Consider the following 15,528-nt stretch of genomic DNA (forward strand, 5'->3'; position numbering starts at 1 on the left):
CCGGCGCCTTGTCTTGGTCGGGTTGTTCATTGATGGACAGTCTGAGGGTCATGGCGTGACTCCTATCGACCTGTCCACGAAACCGGGGCAACCCCACCGCTTCTACCGGTCAACCTGATTGACACGGGACACCACCTGAGCAAGGCTCCTGCCTTCATCAAGGTGCTGCCGGATCAGGCGTTCCCGACCGATCGGTGTCAGGCGGGCATTGGGGTGTGTATGCATGGGATGTGAGGTCTTGGGCTGTTGGGTCGCACCACAACCCTGTCGACCTCACACCCCTTTGTCAGCCGGAACAACCTGGTGGCACTACACACTGAGTGAGCAGAGTCAACTGCAGAGGGCAAGATGGAAAACTGAGATACAAGCCTAATCCTCTTTGACTAGGCCAAAAAGAGATAGTCCAGTTGCAATCGGGATCCTCCCCTTGATAGCCGATGATGTCTACGCTATGTTTTTCTGCTAATAGCAAGGCCCCTTAGTAATTGATCGGCACTTTCATGCCAGGTTATCCAGCTAGGTGTAGGTTGGGCTTTTTTGGTACCATGCGATAACAGCCATGCTTCCATTACATCTGCAAGGTCTACTGTTTCTAGTCCTGAGAAAAATGTAGTACTACTGTCGGCGACTTCTTGGAACACAGGCAGATCCCTTACGAGGCACGGCATGCCATGACGGGCTGCTTCGATGAGAGGTAGCCCAAATCCTTCGCCTTCAGAGGCAGCGAGGAGGACTGTACAGTGCTTATAAATCATTTCTAGGAATTCGTCGCTAGGTGAGTCAATGAAGAAAAGACGAACGCCAAGTTCCGAGTGTAGTTGTATTGTGGCCATAAAATCATCCATCATCCAACCGAGCTTGCCTGCTATGACCAGATTTGCATTCACCCCTTTCCGCCAAAGAACCTCTGCAGCCAAAAGCGATTGGCGATACCCTTTCCTTGGCTCAATGGTACCAACCATTAGAAAGGATGGATTCTTGCCGATTGCCTCTATCAGTAAATCTGCATCCTCTGGAAGTCCTGTCGTAGGAAGTGTGTTCCTCAGGTCTGCCCCTAGATGGAACCATGTAGCCTTTGGAGGCTTCTGAATGTTCTGCTCTGAACACCAACAGAGGTAGTCATCGCAAACTGACTTAGAGATTGCGATGACTTGATTCGAAATTTCGGTGATCACTTCTGCCCAGTTCTCCATGACTTCACCCATTCCTTCAGGCCACCATTCAGGATGCCGAACGGGAAGCAAGTCATATATTATGAAGCAAATGCGAAGTCCCTTTTCTTTCATTCTTATGAGTGATGCTCTTGAAATAGGAATGATATCTGCCGTGAGATCAAGGCCTAGGAAGATGTCGCCTGGTTTTATTCCAATGGGCTTTCTTGCCTCATCTGCATAGTTGTTCTTGTCTGAGTGTGGGAATGCATGGAGGCACTTTGTGTACCAGCCGTAGCCTTTGTGAAAATAAACTGGAACGACATCTAGATCGCTCGGTGGATGCTCCAGTAGATCCGTGCACAAGGCTCTTGTCACCCGCTGAATTCCTGTCTTGGCGTCATGTTTTGCGAATTCGGTTACGTCAATGTAGATTCTCCTTCTGCGCAACTGCTCTGTCGCATGTCTAAAGCCGCTGGATACTATCTTCTTGCCATTCCTATAGAGACGATCAATTCTTCTTTTCGTCTGTACTAGCATGTTCTTGTCCAGTATTTCACCCAATTCTCTACAGACTGAGCTCAAGGCTAATGCCCTTGCCTCAGATTCTGCCTTTGCGCTGCGTAACGCCTTCAATTGGCTGTGAATTGAGTAGGGGTTAAAGCCGTCATGAATGCCGATGGGGTAGGAGAACCTGGCTTTCAGTGCCGACGCCTCTTTAGCAAGCCACCATGTATTGATCCCGTCGAAATAGACTTGCTCATAAGCAAAAGTGTTTAGAAGGTCATTGATCCTAGAGTGCTCTGATGTTAGGCGGCATGAGTCAGGTTCGGTAGTTTCCGCAAGGATTACCTTGGGACGGTAAGTATTGAGATCTATGCCTTTGAGTACTTCCAGCTCATAGCCTTCGACGTCAATCTTTAGGAAGTATATCTCTTGGAACTCCTTGAGGTTATTCTCCAGTATTGTGTTCAAGGTGAATACCTTGGTGGTTACTGGCGTGCTAGTGGCTAATACTCGTTCTTGCGCATATTCGGCGCGAGAGGCAAGAAGGCTTGATAAGCCAGTTGATTCGGCTGGGTAAAGAAGGGCTTCACCATCGGCGGAGCCGCACGCGCACAAAATGCTAATATCTCTTTTTCTCTTTACGTACTGCCGAATGTAGTCCGGCATGGGATCTATGTTAATCCCCCGCCACCCTCTCATGTAGAAATACTTGGTGACCGACTCTTTCTCCTCATCTTGGCAACCAACGTCGACATAAAATCCTGATGAAACTTCGGCAAAAACTCTCGCCAAAAGAACATCCTCAAAATTTTGAGAATAAAACGTTTCAAAGGTCATCGACAAGCTGGCTTGCAAGAATCTCAGTTAGGCTAGCCATGTATTCTCTTGATGCAAGTGCAACCCGCTTGCCGTATACAGCGGTTTCGCCTAACTTCGCCTTTGGGTGAGCATGGCTTCATGCTTGCTACTGCGGGAGTGTCTCTAGTTCTTTGGGTAGCTTTGCTTGCAGTAGTGCGCCGAAGCCTCCGCTTTCAGGAAAGATGCTACCCCTCTCTATCCCACATCCGGGGGCTTGATGGAGCCGATCCATGCCTCGTTACAGCAACGGCCGTCAAGGCTGATGTGAAGCGCCGGATTGAGTTGGATGGCGTTAATTGGACAAACTCGGCCCCTGACATCGTTAAACTCGGGCGGGAGGAACAGGGTTTGGGCTTAGTGTAGGCCTCATGGGGAGTTTTGCCTCCGAGTGCGCTGTGCGGTCTTACATGGCTATACGTCCAGAATAAGCGGGCCAGTCTGACCTCTGCTTCACAGCCATCACTGTAGGCTCGATGATACTCTTCCTCATACTCGACATTCTGCCACAGCATCTCCACCATGATGTTGTCAAAAAAAGCCCTTCCGGCCTGACCAGCTGATCTCGATCTCATCTGCATTGAGATGGCCCATGAAGGCTTTTGAGGTGGATTGGCAGCCCTTAACGGAACGGAATATCTGAGGTTTGCGGCCACTGGCAACGGCCATCTCAAGGGCCTCCAGGCAGAGCTTAATGTCAAGGCTATTTGAGAGTTTCCAGCTGAGCACGTGCTTGGACATCAAATCCACAACCGCCACTAGGTAAAAGAAGCCTTTCCGCAGTGGGATGAAGGAATTATCTGTGGCCCAGACCTGATCTGTAGCTGTGACGGCTTTGACATCAACCAGACAGGGAAAGCGCTCGGATGGTTCGCCCGGCACCGTGGTAAGGGCTTCTGGTTGATCGCTCGTAAACCCAGGCCCCGCATGAGGTTTCGGATACTGTCATGGCTTATCGGGCTGCCGTCTGTGGCCAGGTACTGCACCAGCCGCCAGCTGCCGATGGTGGGATCCTGTATGTACAAGGCATCGATCCTGGCCATGATCAGGATAGTGGAGTCAAGGACAGGCACCGGCTGGTAATATAATGCGTATCCAGGTAGACCCAGTCGCCCAAATTGACGGCTGACCCTGACCCAGGGTTGCTGTGATTGAAAACTTTGCGCAATTCACGGGCATCAGAGCAGCTGAGATCTTTTCAGCTGCTCCAGCTCCATCTGGAGCTTGCCGTAGCCGTAGGGCTTCTGCGAAGAAGTACTGCTTGGACAGTTCAGTCTCCTTGTCCTAGCTCTCATCACTGGCCTGCGTCTTCTTGCCCCGGGTGAACAGGTCGCTGGCGCCCTCCAGCAGTTGCTTCTTCCACTGGCTCACTTGGATCGGGTGTACCGCATGGTCGGCAGCGATCTCCTGAAGCGTCTTGGTGCCACTGATCGCCTCCATGGCGACCTTGGCCTTGAACTCGGGGCTATGGTTGCGGCGTTTGCGCATGGTGGGAGCCCCTTTCAGGGGCGGTGCCCCGCCTCAAAGGCTAACGATGGGCCTGAAAACCAGGCCACCTCACCCTTCCCCCCGGTCCGATGACTTATCTAAGAAGGCCCCTTTAATGGTTCTTGATTCTCCTGTAACGAAGTCTCCTGGCCCTGAGTGTCGTGCGTCGGAACCTGGCTATTATGTTTAATAGCACCTAAATCTGTTGCCCATCCCTCTTCGGAAAGGTTTTGTCGAATCAAGTCAGGAAGCTCATCTCCAGACACTCTTGTGAGCTGATAGTTGTCGGCGCCGAATTGAATGAGGGTAGGGTCAATTCCTATCCCTTTTGATTATCTGTGGACTCTTGGTGTACCCCGTTGGATCCCAGTAAAGTGGTTATCATGTCATTCTGCGAGGCATGTTGCGTCCCACCACGGATCCATAAGCACCTTAGAAAAGTGTGCCTTCCATCATATGCTTTGCGATGCTATCTGGGCCTCGCCTTGCTTTCCAGCCAAGAGCCGATCCGATACGAGTTGGATCCATTGAAGAATAGGTCACATCTGCGGGCCTCATCAGCTCCTCTGATACCTTAACCCATTCTTTATCCCTGATGCCGGCATGGTGAAAGGTGGTTTCCACTAGTTCTCTTAGCGAATGTGTTCGCCCAGAGGCGATCACGTAATCCTTCGGCTCCTGTGACTGAAGCATCAAATACATCGCCTCAACATACTCAGGTGCCCAGCCCCAATCGCGCCAGATGTCGAGATTGCCGAGCTTCAGTTTCTCCTTGCTGCCGTTGGCGATCGCTTTCACCCCCTGGATGATCTTCTGGGTCACGAAGCGTTCCGGCCGCAGCGGCGATTCATGGTTCGCCAAGATGCCGCTGCAGGCAAACAGACCGTAGGCCTCCCGGTAGTTGGCCACCTGCCAGAAGGCCGTAGCCTTGGCGACCGCGTAGGGGCTGCGGGGGCGGAAGGGGGTGTCCTCGTTGGCCGGTTCCTTGCCCGTATCCCCGAAGCACTCGGAGCTGCCGGCGTTGAACAGCCGCACCGGGGAGCCTAGGTAGCGGATAACCTCCAGCAGGGTGAGGCTGCCGCCGGCGATCGATTCCATGCATTCCACCGGCTGCTCGAACGACAGCCCGACGCTGGTCTGGCCGGCCAGGTTGTAGATCTCATCCGGTTCCACCCCGCTCACCACCTTGAGCACGCTGCGGAAGTCGTTCGGTGCCAGGGAGCGGATCTCCACGGCGTCTGCCACCCCCAGCCGCTGCAGCCGGCTGGTGTTCGCCATCTGAGCATCGCGGCTTGTGCCAACCACCCTGTAGCCCTTGCCCAGGAGCAAGTGGCTCAGATAAGCCCCGTCCTGTCCGGTGACGCCGAGGATCAAAGCGGTGCGGTTCATCGGTCGTTGTTCATCATCGGCTCAATCCCTCCGGTGCTTCCGGTAGTACCGAATCACCTCCTTGGCCACACTGCGTGGCTCGTGCCGCAGGGTGGCACTGGGCCGGGCTCCCTGCAGCGGCGCCAGGATCACCTCATAGCCTTGCTCCTCCAGGAGTGAGGCTTCGCAGGTGACCGGTTCGGCGCCACGCAGCCGGTAGAGGTCGACCAGGCTGGAATCGGCCAGTTCCTCCTGGGCCAGCACGGCGCTGAACAGGCGCTGCTCCACCCCCAGGCTGGCGAGCTGGGCCTCGATGGCCCGCAGGTGGCCGCCCACGTCCAGGCCGTCGGTCTCGCCGGGCTGGGTCATCAGGTTGCAGATGTACAGCCGCGGCGCCTTGCTGGCGCTGATGGCGCTCACCAGTTCCGGCACCAGCAGATTGGGAAGCAGGGAGGTGTAGAGGCTCCCCGGCCCCAGCACGATCAGGTCGGCATTGGCGATGGCCTCCAGCGCCCGTGGCAGGGCCGGCGGCCGCTCCGGGGTGCAGCCGAGGCGCACGATCGGACAGGGGGCATGGCCGATCTGGGATTCGCCTTCGATCCGCTCGCCGTTCTCCAGTTCGGCCCAGAGGCGCACGTCGGCGTTGGTGGCCGGCACCACCTGGCCCTGCACCGCCAGCACCCGGCTGCTGGCGATGATCGCCGATTCCAGGCTGCCCGTGATCGCCGTCAGGGCGCTCAGGAACAGGTTGCCGAAGCTGTGGCCCTCCAGGCCGCTGCCAGCCTTGAAGCGGTACTGGAACAACCGGGTGAGCAGGGGCTCCTCCCTCGCCAGGGCCGCCAGGCAGTTGCGGATGTCGCCGGGGGGCTGCACGCCCAGCTCCCGCCGCAGCACGCCGCTGCTGCCGCCGTCATCGGCCACCGTCACGATGGCGGTGAGGTTGCTGGAATACCGCTTCAGGCCACTCAGCAGGGTGGCCAGGCCCGTCCCGCCGCCGATCGCCACGATGTTCGGGCCGCGGTTCAGCCGTCGCTGGGCCAGCAGGGCATCCACCAGCAGGGTGTCCTTCTCCGGGGCCAGGGCCTGCTGGATGGCGCCGAAGCTGCGGCTCTGGCCCAGCCAGACCATGGCGGCGCCGATCAGCAGCACCAGCGGGCCGGTGATCCCCCGGGGCATCACCTGGGTGAGGCGATTCAGGCCCCAGCGGATCGTTTCCAGGGTCCAGTAGATCGGCTGCAGGTCGGCCCAGACGGCCGCCCCCAGCAGGGCGATCACCAGCCCCAAGCCTGAGGTGATCATCCAGCGCTTCACCACCAGCCCCGGCTGCAGCCAGCGGGCCGCCCGCCGGGAGCGGCTCATCAGATCCTGCTTGCGCAGGTCACCGCGGCCCACCCAGCGGGGGCGCCCGGGGCGGGAGCCGCCTCGGCGCCGGCGGGCGTTCGCAGCGGGGCCTCGGACCGTCAAGGGCAGGGCGTGGCGACGCGGCACAGACCTACCGAACTGTACGGATGAAAAGCCACTCCTGAACCGGCAGGATGGGAGCCGGGCCCACGGGGCCCCCTCGCCGTGGTTCCTTGGCCTCCAGTCAACTCGCGCTGAAAGTTCCCCCGGCCATCCCTCCGGTGGCCCAGATGGAGAACCTCAGCATGCGCTGGGGACCCAACCTGGTCCTCGACCGCGTCGACCTCAGCTTCACGCCGGGCGAGCGCCTCGTCGTGGTGGGGCCCTCGGGCTCCGGCAAATCCACCCTGCTGCGCCTGCTGGCGGGGCTGCAGCTGCCCACCTCCGGCCTGCTGCGCATCCACGGCGAACCCCAGATTTACCTGCGCCTGGATCAGCGCCACCCCCCGGACGTGCGTCTGGTCTTCCAGAACCCCGCCCTGCTGGCCTCGCTGTCGGTCCGGGAGAACGTCGGCTTCCTGCTCTACCGCTTCAGCCGTCTGGGGGAGCGGGAGATCGCCGAGCGGGTGGACCAGGCCCTGCAGGCCGTGGGGCTGGCGGGCATCGCCGACCGCATGCCGGGGGAGCTCAGCGGCGGCATGCAGAAGCGGGTGAGCTTCGCCCGTGCCCTGATCGACGACCCCACCCTGGCCTCGGCCCGCACCCCCTTGCTGCTCTTCGACGAGCCCACCGCCGGTCTCGACCCGGTGGCCTGCACCCGCATCGAAGACCTGATCGTGCGCACCTCCCGCATCGTCCACGCCTCCACCCTGGTGGTGAGCCACGTGATGAGCACGATCGACCGCTGCGCCGAACGGGTGGCCCTCCTCTATGACGGCCGCTTCCGCTGGGTCGGCACGGTGGAGGACTTCCGCGTCAGCACCAATCCCTATGTGGTGCAGTTTCGGAGCGGTAGTCTGCATGGACCGATGCAGCCGGCCGAGAACTGAGCCCATGCGCCGGAGTGTCCGTGAAGCCCTGGTTGGATTTTCCCTGCTGGCTGCGATCGCCAGCGGACTGGGGTTGTGGTTCTGGCTGCGTGGCGTCTCCTTGAGCCGCGACACCTGGACGATCCGGGCCAGTTTCGCCGATGCCGGCGGCCTGGCCGTCCGCTCGCCGGTCCTGTTCCGGGGCGTACTGGTGGGCAACGTGCGCAAGATCACCGTCACCGATGCGGCCGTTGTGGCCGATCTGGAAATCACCAACCCGCGCCTGCGCCTGGCCCGGCCCCTGGTGGCCCGTGTCGCCTCGGCCTCCATGCTGGGGGGGGATGCCCAGGTGTCCCTGCTGGCCGGCGGCGGCCCCTTGCCGGCCAGCCTGCCGGGACCGCGCGATCGGGACTGCAACAACGCCCGCATGGTCTGCAACGACGGCCAGGTGAGCGGCATTGCGGCAGCCAGCCTCGACACCGTCACCGAGTCGGTCCAGAGCCTGCTCAACCAGGCGGAGAAGGAGCAGCTCGTTCACCAGATGGTGGCGGCCACCGCCGCCTTCTCCAAGACCGCCAAGGAGACCGAGCTGCTCACCAAAAGCGGTCAGGTGTTCCTGCGGGACGCCCAGGTCCTCGTCAGCCAGCTGAACCGCTCGGCGGGCAAGGTGGATCCCATCCTGAGCAACCTCAACCTCGCCAGCGCCGATGCCGCCAGGGCCAGCAAGCACGTCGGCAACCTGGCGGCGGCGCTCGACAACCCCAAGACCGTGGCCGACCTCCAGGCCACCCTCACCAACGCCAAGCAGCTCACCGACCGCTGGTCGGCCGTCGGCGGTGACATGAGCAAGCTCACCGGCGATCCGAAGTTCCTCGACGGCATCCGCAGCGTCTCGGTCGGCCTGGGCAGGTTCTTCGAGGAGCTCTATCCGGCCGAGGTGGAGGCGGCCCGCGACCGCAAGGCGCGGCAGGACGCCCGCCAGCAGGAGGCGAAGGCCGCCCGTCAGGCCGCCCAGGACCGGCTTGCCCCCACCGTCAGAAACCGTTGATGGCCTCCAGGGCGATGGCGGCGATGGCCTGGTCGCTCGCCTTGGGCAGCTGCACATAGCGGCCGCCGGCAGCTTCGGCCAGCTCCTTGCCCATGCCACTGCCGATGAACTTGCGCTCGGTGTCGATCACCAGCAGCCGCAGCCCCAGGCTGCGGTAGCGGCTGGCCACCTGCCGCAGCTCCTCCTTGAGATCCACCGCTTCCTCCCCCTCCAGTGGCGGTTGGCCCAGGGAGCGGCTCAGGGGCACGTTGCCCCGCCCATCGGTGATGGCCACCACCACCACCTGGCCCAGGTCACCGGTGGCCAGGGCGTTCGCCCCCACCCGGGCCGCCTGGGCCAGGCCATGGGCCAGGGGTGAGCCACCGCCGCAGGGCATCGACTCCAGCCGCCGGCGGGCGGCGGTGATCGAGCGGGTGGGCGGCAGCAGCACCTCGGCCTGCTCGCCACGGAAGGTGATCAGGGCCACCTCATCGCGGTTCTCGTAGGCCTCGGTGAGCAGGCGGATCACGGCCCCCTTGGCGCTCTGCATGCGGTTCAGGGCCATTGAGCCGCTGGCATCCACCAGGAAGATCACCAGGGCCCCGGCCTTGCGCTGCAGCTGCTTGGCCCGCAGGTCCCCCTCCTCCACGATCACCTTGCGGTGGGGCTCCCGGGCGCGGCGTGCCTTCTGGTAGGGCGCGGCCGCCCGCAGGGTGGCGTCGATGGCGATGCGGCGCACGGGGCCCCGGGGCAGCATCGGCTTGACGTAGCGGCCGCGGCTGTCGCTGAACACCACGGCCCGGCTGCCGCTGCCGCCGCTCTTGGCCTTCGCCGAGGCGAACACCAGCAGGTCGGGGTCGATGGCGGTGGCTTCCGGATCAAGCAGAAACTCCTCGGGGATCTGGGGTGGGGCCTGGTCCTCCGGGTTGTCGTCCTGGTCGTCGTCCGGCTCGTCCGGCTCGTCGCTTTCCGGCTCCTCCTGGGGCGGCTCGGGCTCCTCGGGGGGCTGCTCCCCCTGCGGCGGCGGTGGCGGCGGCGGCTCCATCGGCTGGTCGGGGTCCTGGGGGGGCAGTTGCAGGGCCCGCGGGGCGATCACCAGGCGCACCGCCACCTGCAGATCGTCCGCCTCCACCCGGTCGCGGCCGGAGAGGGCCGCATGGGCCCGGGCCACCCGCACCGCGTAGAGCTCGGCCCGGTGCCCCTCCACACCCCCGCGGATCGCCTCGGTGACCAGGTAGCGGATCTGCTCGCGGTCGATGGCCACGTCCGGCAGCCATTGGCGGGCCAGCAGCAGCTGGGTGGCCAGGGCTTCGGTTTCCTCCTGAAAGCGGGCGCTGAAGGCGGTGCTGGAGGTGCCGTGGTCGAGGGCCGAGCGGGTGATCGCCACCCGCTGGTCGGTGTCGAGCAGCTGGTTGGCCGACAGGGCGATGGCGAAGCGATCCAGCAGGTGGTCACGCACCGCCCCCTCCTCCGGGTTGTAGGTGGCGATCAGCAGGCAGCGGCAGGGGTGCGACAGGCTCAGGCCTTCCCGCTCGATGCGGTTCTCGCCGGAGCCCACCGCCGCCAGCAGCAGGTTGGTGATGCCGTCGTCCAGCAGGTTGAGTTCATCGACGTAGAGCACCCCGCGGTGGGCCTCCGCCAGCAGCCCCGGTTGGAACACCGCGGCGCCGGCATTCAGGGAGGCGGTCACGTCCACCGAGCCGATCAGCCGGTCTTCGGTGACCCCCAGGGGCACCTGGATGAACGGCGCCGGCATCACCCGGGTGGGCAGCAAAGCAGCCGGGTCGGAGCCGCTGGCATCGCCGCCCAGTTCGGTGATGCGGCGTCGGGTGGCCGCGTCCCATTCATCGGGCCGGCTGGGATCGGCCTGGAGCAGGCCCGGGCCGTCCGCCAGGTCGATCACGTCGATCGGCGGCAGCAGGGCATGGAGACCCCGGGCCAGCACCGACTTGCCGGTGCCCCGTCCGCCGGCGATCACCACGCCGCCCAGGCCGGGATCCACCGCCGCCAGCAGCAGGGCCAGCTTGAGGGTGCCGTGGCCGGTGATCGCGGCCAGCGGAAAGCTGCCGGTGGGCGCGGCACCGGCGGGCGCGGCAGGGGACCCGCTGACGACCATGGGGAAGTGGCTGGGTGGGGGTGGGGGCAGTCTGGCGGAAGGGCGGCAGCGATACCCTGCCCGCCAGGCCCTGGCCGGACCCCGATGCACCTCCGCCCCTGCTCCAGCCTGGCCATCGCCCTGGGGGCCAATCTGGGCGATCCGGCCGTCAGCTTCGCGGCGGTGCGGCCCCTGCTGGCGGCGGCGCTGGAGGCCTGGGCCGGAGCTCCGCTGCAGCTGAGCTGGTCGCCCCGGTTCCGCACGGCGCCGGTGGGGGGGCCGCCGGGGCAACCCCCCTATCTCAATGCCGTCCTACTGGCGCGGCCTGGGGCCGCTGCGGCGTTGGACGCGTCCTGGCCTGATCCGGCGGTGCTGCTCCAGCGCCTGCAGGAGCTCGAAGCCCGGTTCGGCCGCGAGCGTCGCGAGCACTGGGGGCCCCGTCGCCTCGACCTCGATCTGCTCTGGTGCGGCGCCACCGCCTGCTGCAGCCCTGAGCTGGTGTTGCCCCATCCGCGCCTGCGGCAGCGCGCCTTCGTGCTGGCCCCACTGGCGACCATCGATCCGGACCAGCTGCTGCCCGCAGCGGCCTCCGGCCGGCCCGTTGCGGTCGCCGAGGCCCTGGCGGCCTTGCCGCTGGTACCTGGGGAGCCGGAACCCCTGGCCCTGGCCGGCGACCCGGGGTGGCCCGAGGGCCCCTGAACCGCGACCCCTGGCTCCCGCCCGTCACACTGGGGGCCCGAATGGCCCGCCCCATGGCTCCCCTGCCGCCCCCCGAGCCCAGCACCCACCTGGAGACCACCGCCTCCCTGGAGGCCCGCAAGGTGCGTTTTGAGCTCAACCGGGTGGTGTTGCCGATCGGCATCGAGGGCACCTACGGCGTGATCCGCCATCCGGGCGCCTCCCTCGCGGTGCCGGTGCTCGAGGACGGCCGGGTGGTGATCCTGCGCCAGTACCGCTTCGCCGTGGCCGGCCGGCTGCTGGAGTTCCCCGCCGGAACCCTGGAGGAGGGGGAGGAGCCCCTGGGCTCGATGCGGCGGGAGCTGGAGGAGGAGACCGGCTACAGCGCCAGCCGCTGGGATGACCTGGGGGCCATGCACCCCTGTCCCGGCTACTCCGACGAGGTGATCCACCTGTTCCTGGCTCGCGACCTAACCCTGCTGCAGGACCGTCCCCCCGGCGATGACGACGAGGACATGGAGGTGCTGCTGCTGGAGCCCACGCAGCTGGATGCGCTCCTGTCCAGTGGCGATGAGGCCCTGGACGGCAAGACCGTGACCGCCTGGTACCGCGCCCGTCAGCTGCTGGGATTCTGATGGCCCCGGAGCGCTGGCTGTTCTGGCATCGCCGCGACCTGCGCCTGGCCGACAACCTGGGACTGGCCGCAGCGGCGGCCGCCACCCCGGCGGTCACCGGCCTCTACGTGCTCGATCCCGCGATCCTCTCAGACCCGCTGATGGCGCCGGCCCGGGTCTGGTTTCTGTGCCAGAGCCTGCGGGAACTGGCGGATCACTGGCGGGCGGCGGGCAGCCGGCTGCTGATCCTGCAGGGCGAGCCGTCTGCCCTGGTGCCCCTGGCGGCCCGGGCGGTGGGGGCCGCGGTGGTGGCCTGGAACCGGGAGGTGGAGCCCTACGGCCGCGAGCGCGACCGGCAGGTGGCGGCCGCGTTGCAGGGCCAGGGCACCAGGGTGCTGGTGGACTGGGACCAGTTGCTGGTGGCGCCGGAGGCGATCCGCACCGGCGCCGGGGAGCCCTACCGGGTCTATGGGCCGTTCCTGCGCAACTGGCGCGGCCAGGTGGAGGGGCGCGCCGGCAACCTGGAGCCGGTGGAGGCCCCCATCGGCCTGCTGGATCTGGATCCCGCCGCCTTGCCGGCGGAGATCGCCCCCCTCTGGGCCGCCCTGCCCAGGCTGGAAGTGCCGCCCACGGCCGAGGAGCTGGGGTTCCGTTTCGCCGGTGCCGACCTCTGCCCCTGCCGTCCCGGCGAGGCGGCCGCCCTGGCCCAGCTGCAGGCCTTCGCCGACGGCGGGGTGAATGGAGGTCCCCTGGCTGCCTACGAGCCTGGCCGGAATTTCCCTGGCGAGGCCGGCACCTCCGGGCTGTCCGCCGCCCTCAGTTTCGGCAGCCTCAGCCCCCGCCAGGCCTGGGCCGCCGCCCAGGGGGCCCGGGCCCTTGCCCGCAGTGAGGAGGCCTTCCGCTCCATCGGTGTCTGGGAACAGGAGCTGGCCTGGCGCGAGTTCTACCAGCAGGCCCTGTTCCATTTCCCCGAGCTGGCCGATGGTCCCTACCGGTCGCAGTGGCGCCACTTCCCCTGGGATAACGATCCGGCGCGCTTCCAGGCTTGGTGCCATGGGCTGACCGGCGTGCCGATCGTGGACGCGGCGATGCGCCAGCTCGAGGCCAGCGGCTGGATGCACAACCGCTGCCGCATGGTGGTGGCGTCCTTTCTGGTCAAGGATCTGATCGTGGACTGGCGCTGGGGCGAGCGTGCCTTCATGGAACGGCTGGTGGATGGCGACCTGGCGGCCAACAACGGCGGCTGGCAGTGGAGCGCCAGCAGTGGCATGGATCCCAAGCCCCTGCGCATCTTCAACCCCTTCACGCAGGCGAGCAAGTTCGATCCCGAGGCCACCTACATCCGCCGCTGGCTGCCGGAACTGGCCCATGTGGCCACCGCCGACCTGATCAGCGGTGACATCGCGCCGCTGGAACGGCGTGGTTACCCCGTGCCGATCGTCAGCCACAAGGTCCAGCAGGCCCGCTTCAAGGCCCTGCATGCCGCCCTGCCCCGGGGCTAGGAGGCCAAGTCCACGTCTTCAGGCGACGACCGCTGCGGCCCCCACCAGGCTGCGTACCGCGGCGATGACGCTGTCTTGTTGCTCGACGCTGAGTTCGGGGAAGATCGGCAGGCTGAGCACCTCGGCGCAGAGCCGCTCGGTGATCGGCAGGCTGCCGGCGGGGTAGCCCAGGGAGGCGTAGGCCGGCTGCCGGTGGATGGGAATCGGGTAGTAGATGATCGTCGTCACCCCGGCCTCCTGCAGCTGCTGCTTGAGCCAGTCGCGGCAGCAGGCCTCGGGCAGGCCGTAGCTGGCGCTGTCGGCGGCGGGGGTGCAGCGTCCGCCGCAGGCGATCGTGGCCGCCGGGCAGTGGGGCACCCGCACCACGAACTGGTTCCAGCTGTGGCCGTCCGGTCCGGGGGCTGCGGGCAGCAGGCCCGGCAGGTCCGCCAGTTCCCGCTGGTAGCGCTCGGCGATGGCACGCCGCCGTTCCACCCAGCCGGCCAGGTGCGGCAGCTTCACCATCAGCACGGCGGCCTGCATGGCATCGAGGCGGCTGTTGTAGCCGAGGTCGGTGTGCAGGTAGCGGCGGGGCATGCCATGCACCGCCAGCTCGCGGATCCGCTGGGCCAGCTCCGGGTCGCGGCAGACCACCATGCCGCCGTCGCCGGCGGCCCCGAGGTTCTTGGTGGGGAAGAAGCTGAAGCAGCCGGCGTCGCCCCAGCCGCCGACCGGCCGCCCGGCCCAGCTGGCGCCGCTGGCCTGGGCGCAGTCCTCGATCACCCGCAGGTCGTGGGCGGCGGCGATGGCCATGATCCGCTCCATGTCCACCGGCCGGCCGAACAGGTGCACCGGCATCAGGGCCCGGGTGGCAGTGGTGATGGCGGCGCCGATCGCCTCCGGATCGATGAGATAGGTGTCCGGATCCACGTCCACGAACACCGGCGTGGCGCCCACGGCGCTGATCGCTTCAGCCGTGGCGAAGAAGCTGAACGAACTGGTGATCACCTCGTCACCGGCGCCGATGCCCAGGGCCCGCAGGGCCAGCACCAGGGCGTCAGTGCCGCTGTTGCAGCCGATGGCGTGCGGGACGCTGCAGGCGTCGGCGAAGGCGGCCTCGAAGCCGCTGATGGTGGTCCCCCCGATGTACTGGCCGCTCCGCAAGACCTTGAGGACGGCGTGATCGAGCGCGTCTCCCAGCTGGTGCAGTTGCTCGCTGAGACTGAAGGGGGGCACTTGCATGGCGGCAACATTAAACCTGCGGATCCGACCCATGACGGCCGCTCTCCCCCGGTTCAGCTGTCATGCCATTTGATGTTGCAGCCGATGGCCGGCCGCTGCGGTTCCGGCACCGGTCGCCCCTCCAGCAGGGCCGCCAGGGCGACCCGTAGATCCCTGCCATTGCAGGCGATGCCGTCACCGGGACGGCTGCCATCCAGTTGCCCTCGGTAGGCAAGCCGGTGCTCGGCATCGAAGAGGAAGGGGTCAGGGGTGCAGGCCGCCTGGAAGGCCCGGGCCACGTTCTGTTCGGGATCCTGCAGGTAGGGAAAGGTCCAGCCACAGGCCTGGGCCTGGGCCGCCATCCCCGCCGGGCCGTCCTGGGGATGGCTGACGGTGCTGTTGCTGCAGACGCCGATCATGTTCGCCTGCCCACCCAGATCGTTCTGCAGCCGGGTGACTTCCCCCTCCACATGCTTCACGAACGGGCAGTGGGGGCAGAGGAACAGCACCAGCACGGGCCTCCCAAGGAGGGCTGCGCTGTCGAAGGGGCCGCCCGTGACCGGCCGCAGCCCGGCCTGCATGGCGGCGGCAGGCAACGGTGTGCCCAGGGGCAGCATGGTGGAGGTGGTGAGGACCATGGATCTGCCGCCCTTGCTGCAGAGCGGATGGGGAGG

The 15,528-nt window shown here is 65.1% G+C and carries 14 protein-coding genes and 1 pseudogene; 5 read left to right on the top strand and 10 right to left on the bottom strand.

Annotated features, from left to right (window positions below; genetic code table 11):
• Nucleotides 1-449: 449 nt before the first annotated feature.
• The 7 genes and pseudogenes from KUG43_RS07030 to KUG43_RS07045 all read right to left on the bottom strand — a co-directional run bounded on the left by KUG43_RS07030 (nt 450) and on the right by KUG43_RS07045 (nt 6,728).
• Nucleotides 450-2,495 carry an FkbM family methyltransferase gene (locus KUG43_RS07030; protein ID WP_216907514.1) on the bottom strand — a complete coding sequence of 682 codons (2,046 nt, stop codon included), beginning with the start codon at nt 2,493-2,495 and terminating at the stop codon, nt 450-452.
• A gap of 206 nt (nt 2,496-2,701) precedes the next feature.
• Nucleotides 2,702-3,094 carry an integrase core domain-containing protein gene (locus tag KUG43_RS16985; RefSeq protein WP_353617961.1) on the bottom strand — a complete coding sequence of 131 codons (393 nt, stop codon included), beginning with the start codon at nt 3,092-3,094 and terminating at the stop codon, nt 2,702-2,704.
• Nucleotides 3,045-3,395, bottom strand: coding sequence for a DDE-type integrase/transposase/recombinase (locus KUG43_RS16990; protein WP_353617962.1), 351 nt, complete (start codon nt 3,393-3,395; stop codon nt 3,045-3,047). The genes KUG43_RS16985 and KUG43_RS16990 overlap by 50 nt, the downstream gene beginning before the upstream one ends.
• Before the next feature lie 71 nt (nt 3,396-3,466).
• A pseudogene (locus KUG43_RS17280) lies at nt 3,467-3,556 on the bottom strand (hypothetical protein); the annotation flags it as partial.
• A 241-nt stretch (nt 3,557-3,797) separates the two neighbouring features.
• Nucleotides 3,798-4,001, bottom strand: a complete 204-nt coding sequence (locus KUG43_RS17000) for a transposase (protein ID WP_286194506.1) — start codon at nt 3,999-4,001, stop codon at nt 3,798-3,800.
• A gap of 432 nt (nt 4,002-4,433) precedes the next feature.
• Nucleotides 4,434-5,390 (bottom strand): GDP-mannose 4,6-dehydratase, encoded by a 957-nt coding sequence (locus KUG43_RS07040; protein ID WP_216907516.1) that lies wholly within the window; start codon nt 5,388-5,390, stop codon nt 4,434-4,436.
• Nucleotides 5,391-5,411: 21 nt separating this feature from the next.
• Nucleotides 5,412-6,728 (bottom strand): gluconeogenesis factor YvcK family protein, encoded by a 1,317-nt coding sequence (locus tag KUG43_RS07045; RefSeq protein ID WP_216907619.1) that lies wholly within the window; start codon nt 6,726-6,728, stop codon nt 5,412-5,414.
• A 272-nt stretch (nt 6,729-7,000) separates the two neighbouring features.
• Between KUG43_RS07045 and KUG43_RS07050 the strand changes: the two genes are divergently transcribed.
• Both KUG43_RS07050 and KUG43_RS07055 read left to right on the top strand, forming a co-directional pair.
• Nucleotides 7,001-7,759 carry an ABC transporter ATP-binding protein gene (locus KUG43_RS07050; protein WP_216907621.1) on the top strand — a complete coding sequence of 253 codons (759 nt, stop codon included), beginning with the start codon at nt 7,001-7,003 and terminating at the stop codon, nt 7,757-7,759.
• A gap of 4 nt (nt 7,760-7,763) precedes the next feature.
• Nucleotides 7,764-8,786, top strand: a complete 1,023-nt coding sequence (locus KUG43_RS07055) for an MlaD family protein (RefSeq protein WP_216907518.1) — start codon at nt 7,764-7,766, stop codon at nt 8,784-8,786.
• On the opposite strand, the gene bchD is transcribed toward KUG43_RS07055, so the two are convergent.
• Nucleotides 8,773-10,881 (bottom strand): magnesium chelatase ATPase subunit D, encoded by a 2,109-nt coding sequence (gene bchD / locus KUG43_RS07060; RefSeq protein ID WP_216907520.1) that lies wholly within the window; start codon nt 10,879-10,881, stop codon nt 8,773-8,775. The two genes, KUG43_RS07055 and bchD, sit on opposite strands and share 14 nt — an antisense overlap.
• Nucleotides 10,882-10,965: 84 nt before the next feature.
• On the opposite strand from bchD, the gene folK reads away from it, so the two are divergent.
• The 3 genes from folK to KUG43_RS07075 are packed head-to-tail and all read left to right on the top strand — an operon-like array spanning nt 10,966 to nt 13,654.
• A complete protein-coding gene (folK, locus tag KUG43_RS07065) occupies nt 10,966-11,559 on the top strand; it encodes a 2-amino-4-hydroxy-6-hydroxymethyldihydropteridine diphosphokinase (protein ID WP_216907522.1) in 594 nt (197 codons plus the stop codon).
• Nucleotides 11,560-11,612: 53 nt separating this feature from the next.
• Nucleotides 11,613-12,173 (top strand): NUDIX hydrolase, encoded by a 561-nt coding sequence (locus tag KUG43_RS07070; protein WP_216907524.1) that lies wholly within the window; start codon nt 11,613-11,615, stop codon nt 12,171-12,173.
• A complete protein-coding gene (locus KUG43_RS07075) occupies nt 12,173-13,654 on the top strand; it encodes an FAD-binding domain-containing protein (protein ID WP_216907526.1) in 1,482 nt (493 codons plus the stop codon). The genes KUG43_RS07070 and KUG43_RS07075 overlap by 1 nt, the downstream gene beginning before the upstream one ends.
• Before the next feature lie 18 nt (nt 13,655-13,672).
• On the opposite strand, the gene KUG43_RS07080 is transcribed toward KUG43_RS07075, so the two are convergent.
• Both KUG43_RS07080 and KUG43_RS07085 read right to left on the bottom strand, forming a co-directional pair.
• On the bottom strand, nt 13,673-14,875 hold the full coding sequence (locus KUG43_RS07080) for a DegT/DnrJ/EryC1/StrS family aminotransferase (protein WP_216907528.1): 1,203 nt from the start codon (nt 14,873-14,875) through the stop codon (nt 13,673-13,675).
• A 53-nt stretch (nt 14,876-14,928) separates the two neighbouring features.
• On the bottom strand, nt 14,929-15,492 hold the full coding sequence (locus tag KUG43_RS07085; protein ID WP_216907530.1) for a thioredoxin family protein: 564 nt from the start codon (nt 15,490-15,492) through the stop codon (nt 14,929-14,931).
• Nucleotides 15,493-15,528 lie beyond the last annotated feature (36 nt).

The sequence above is a fragment of the Synechococcus sp. CCY 0621 genome, assembly GCF_019038465.1.
Lineage (GTDB): Bacteria > Cyanobacteriota > Cyanobacteriia > PCC-6307 > Cyanobiaceae > Cyanobium.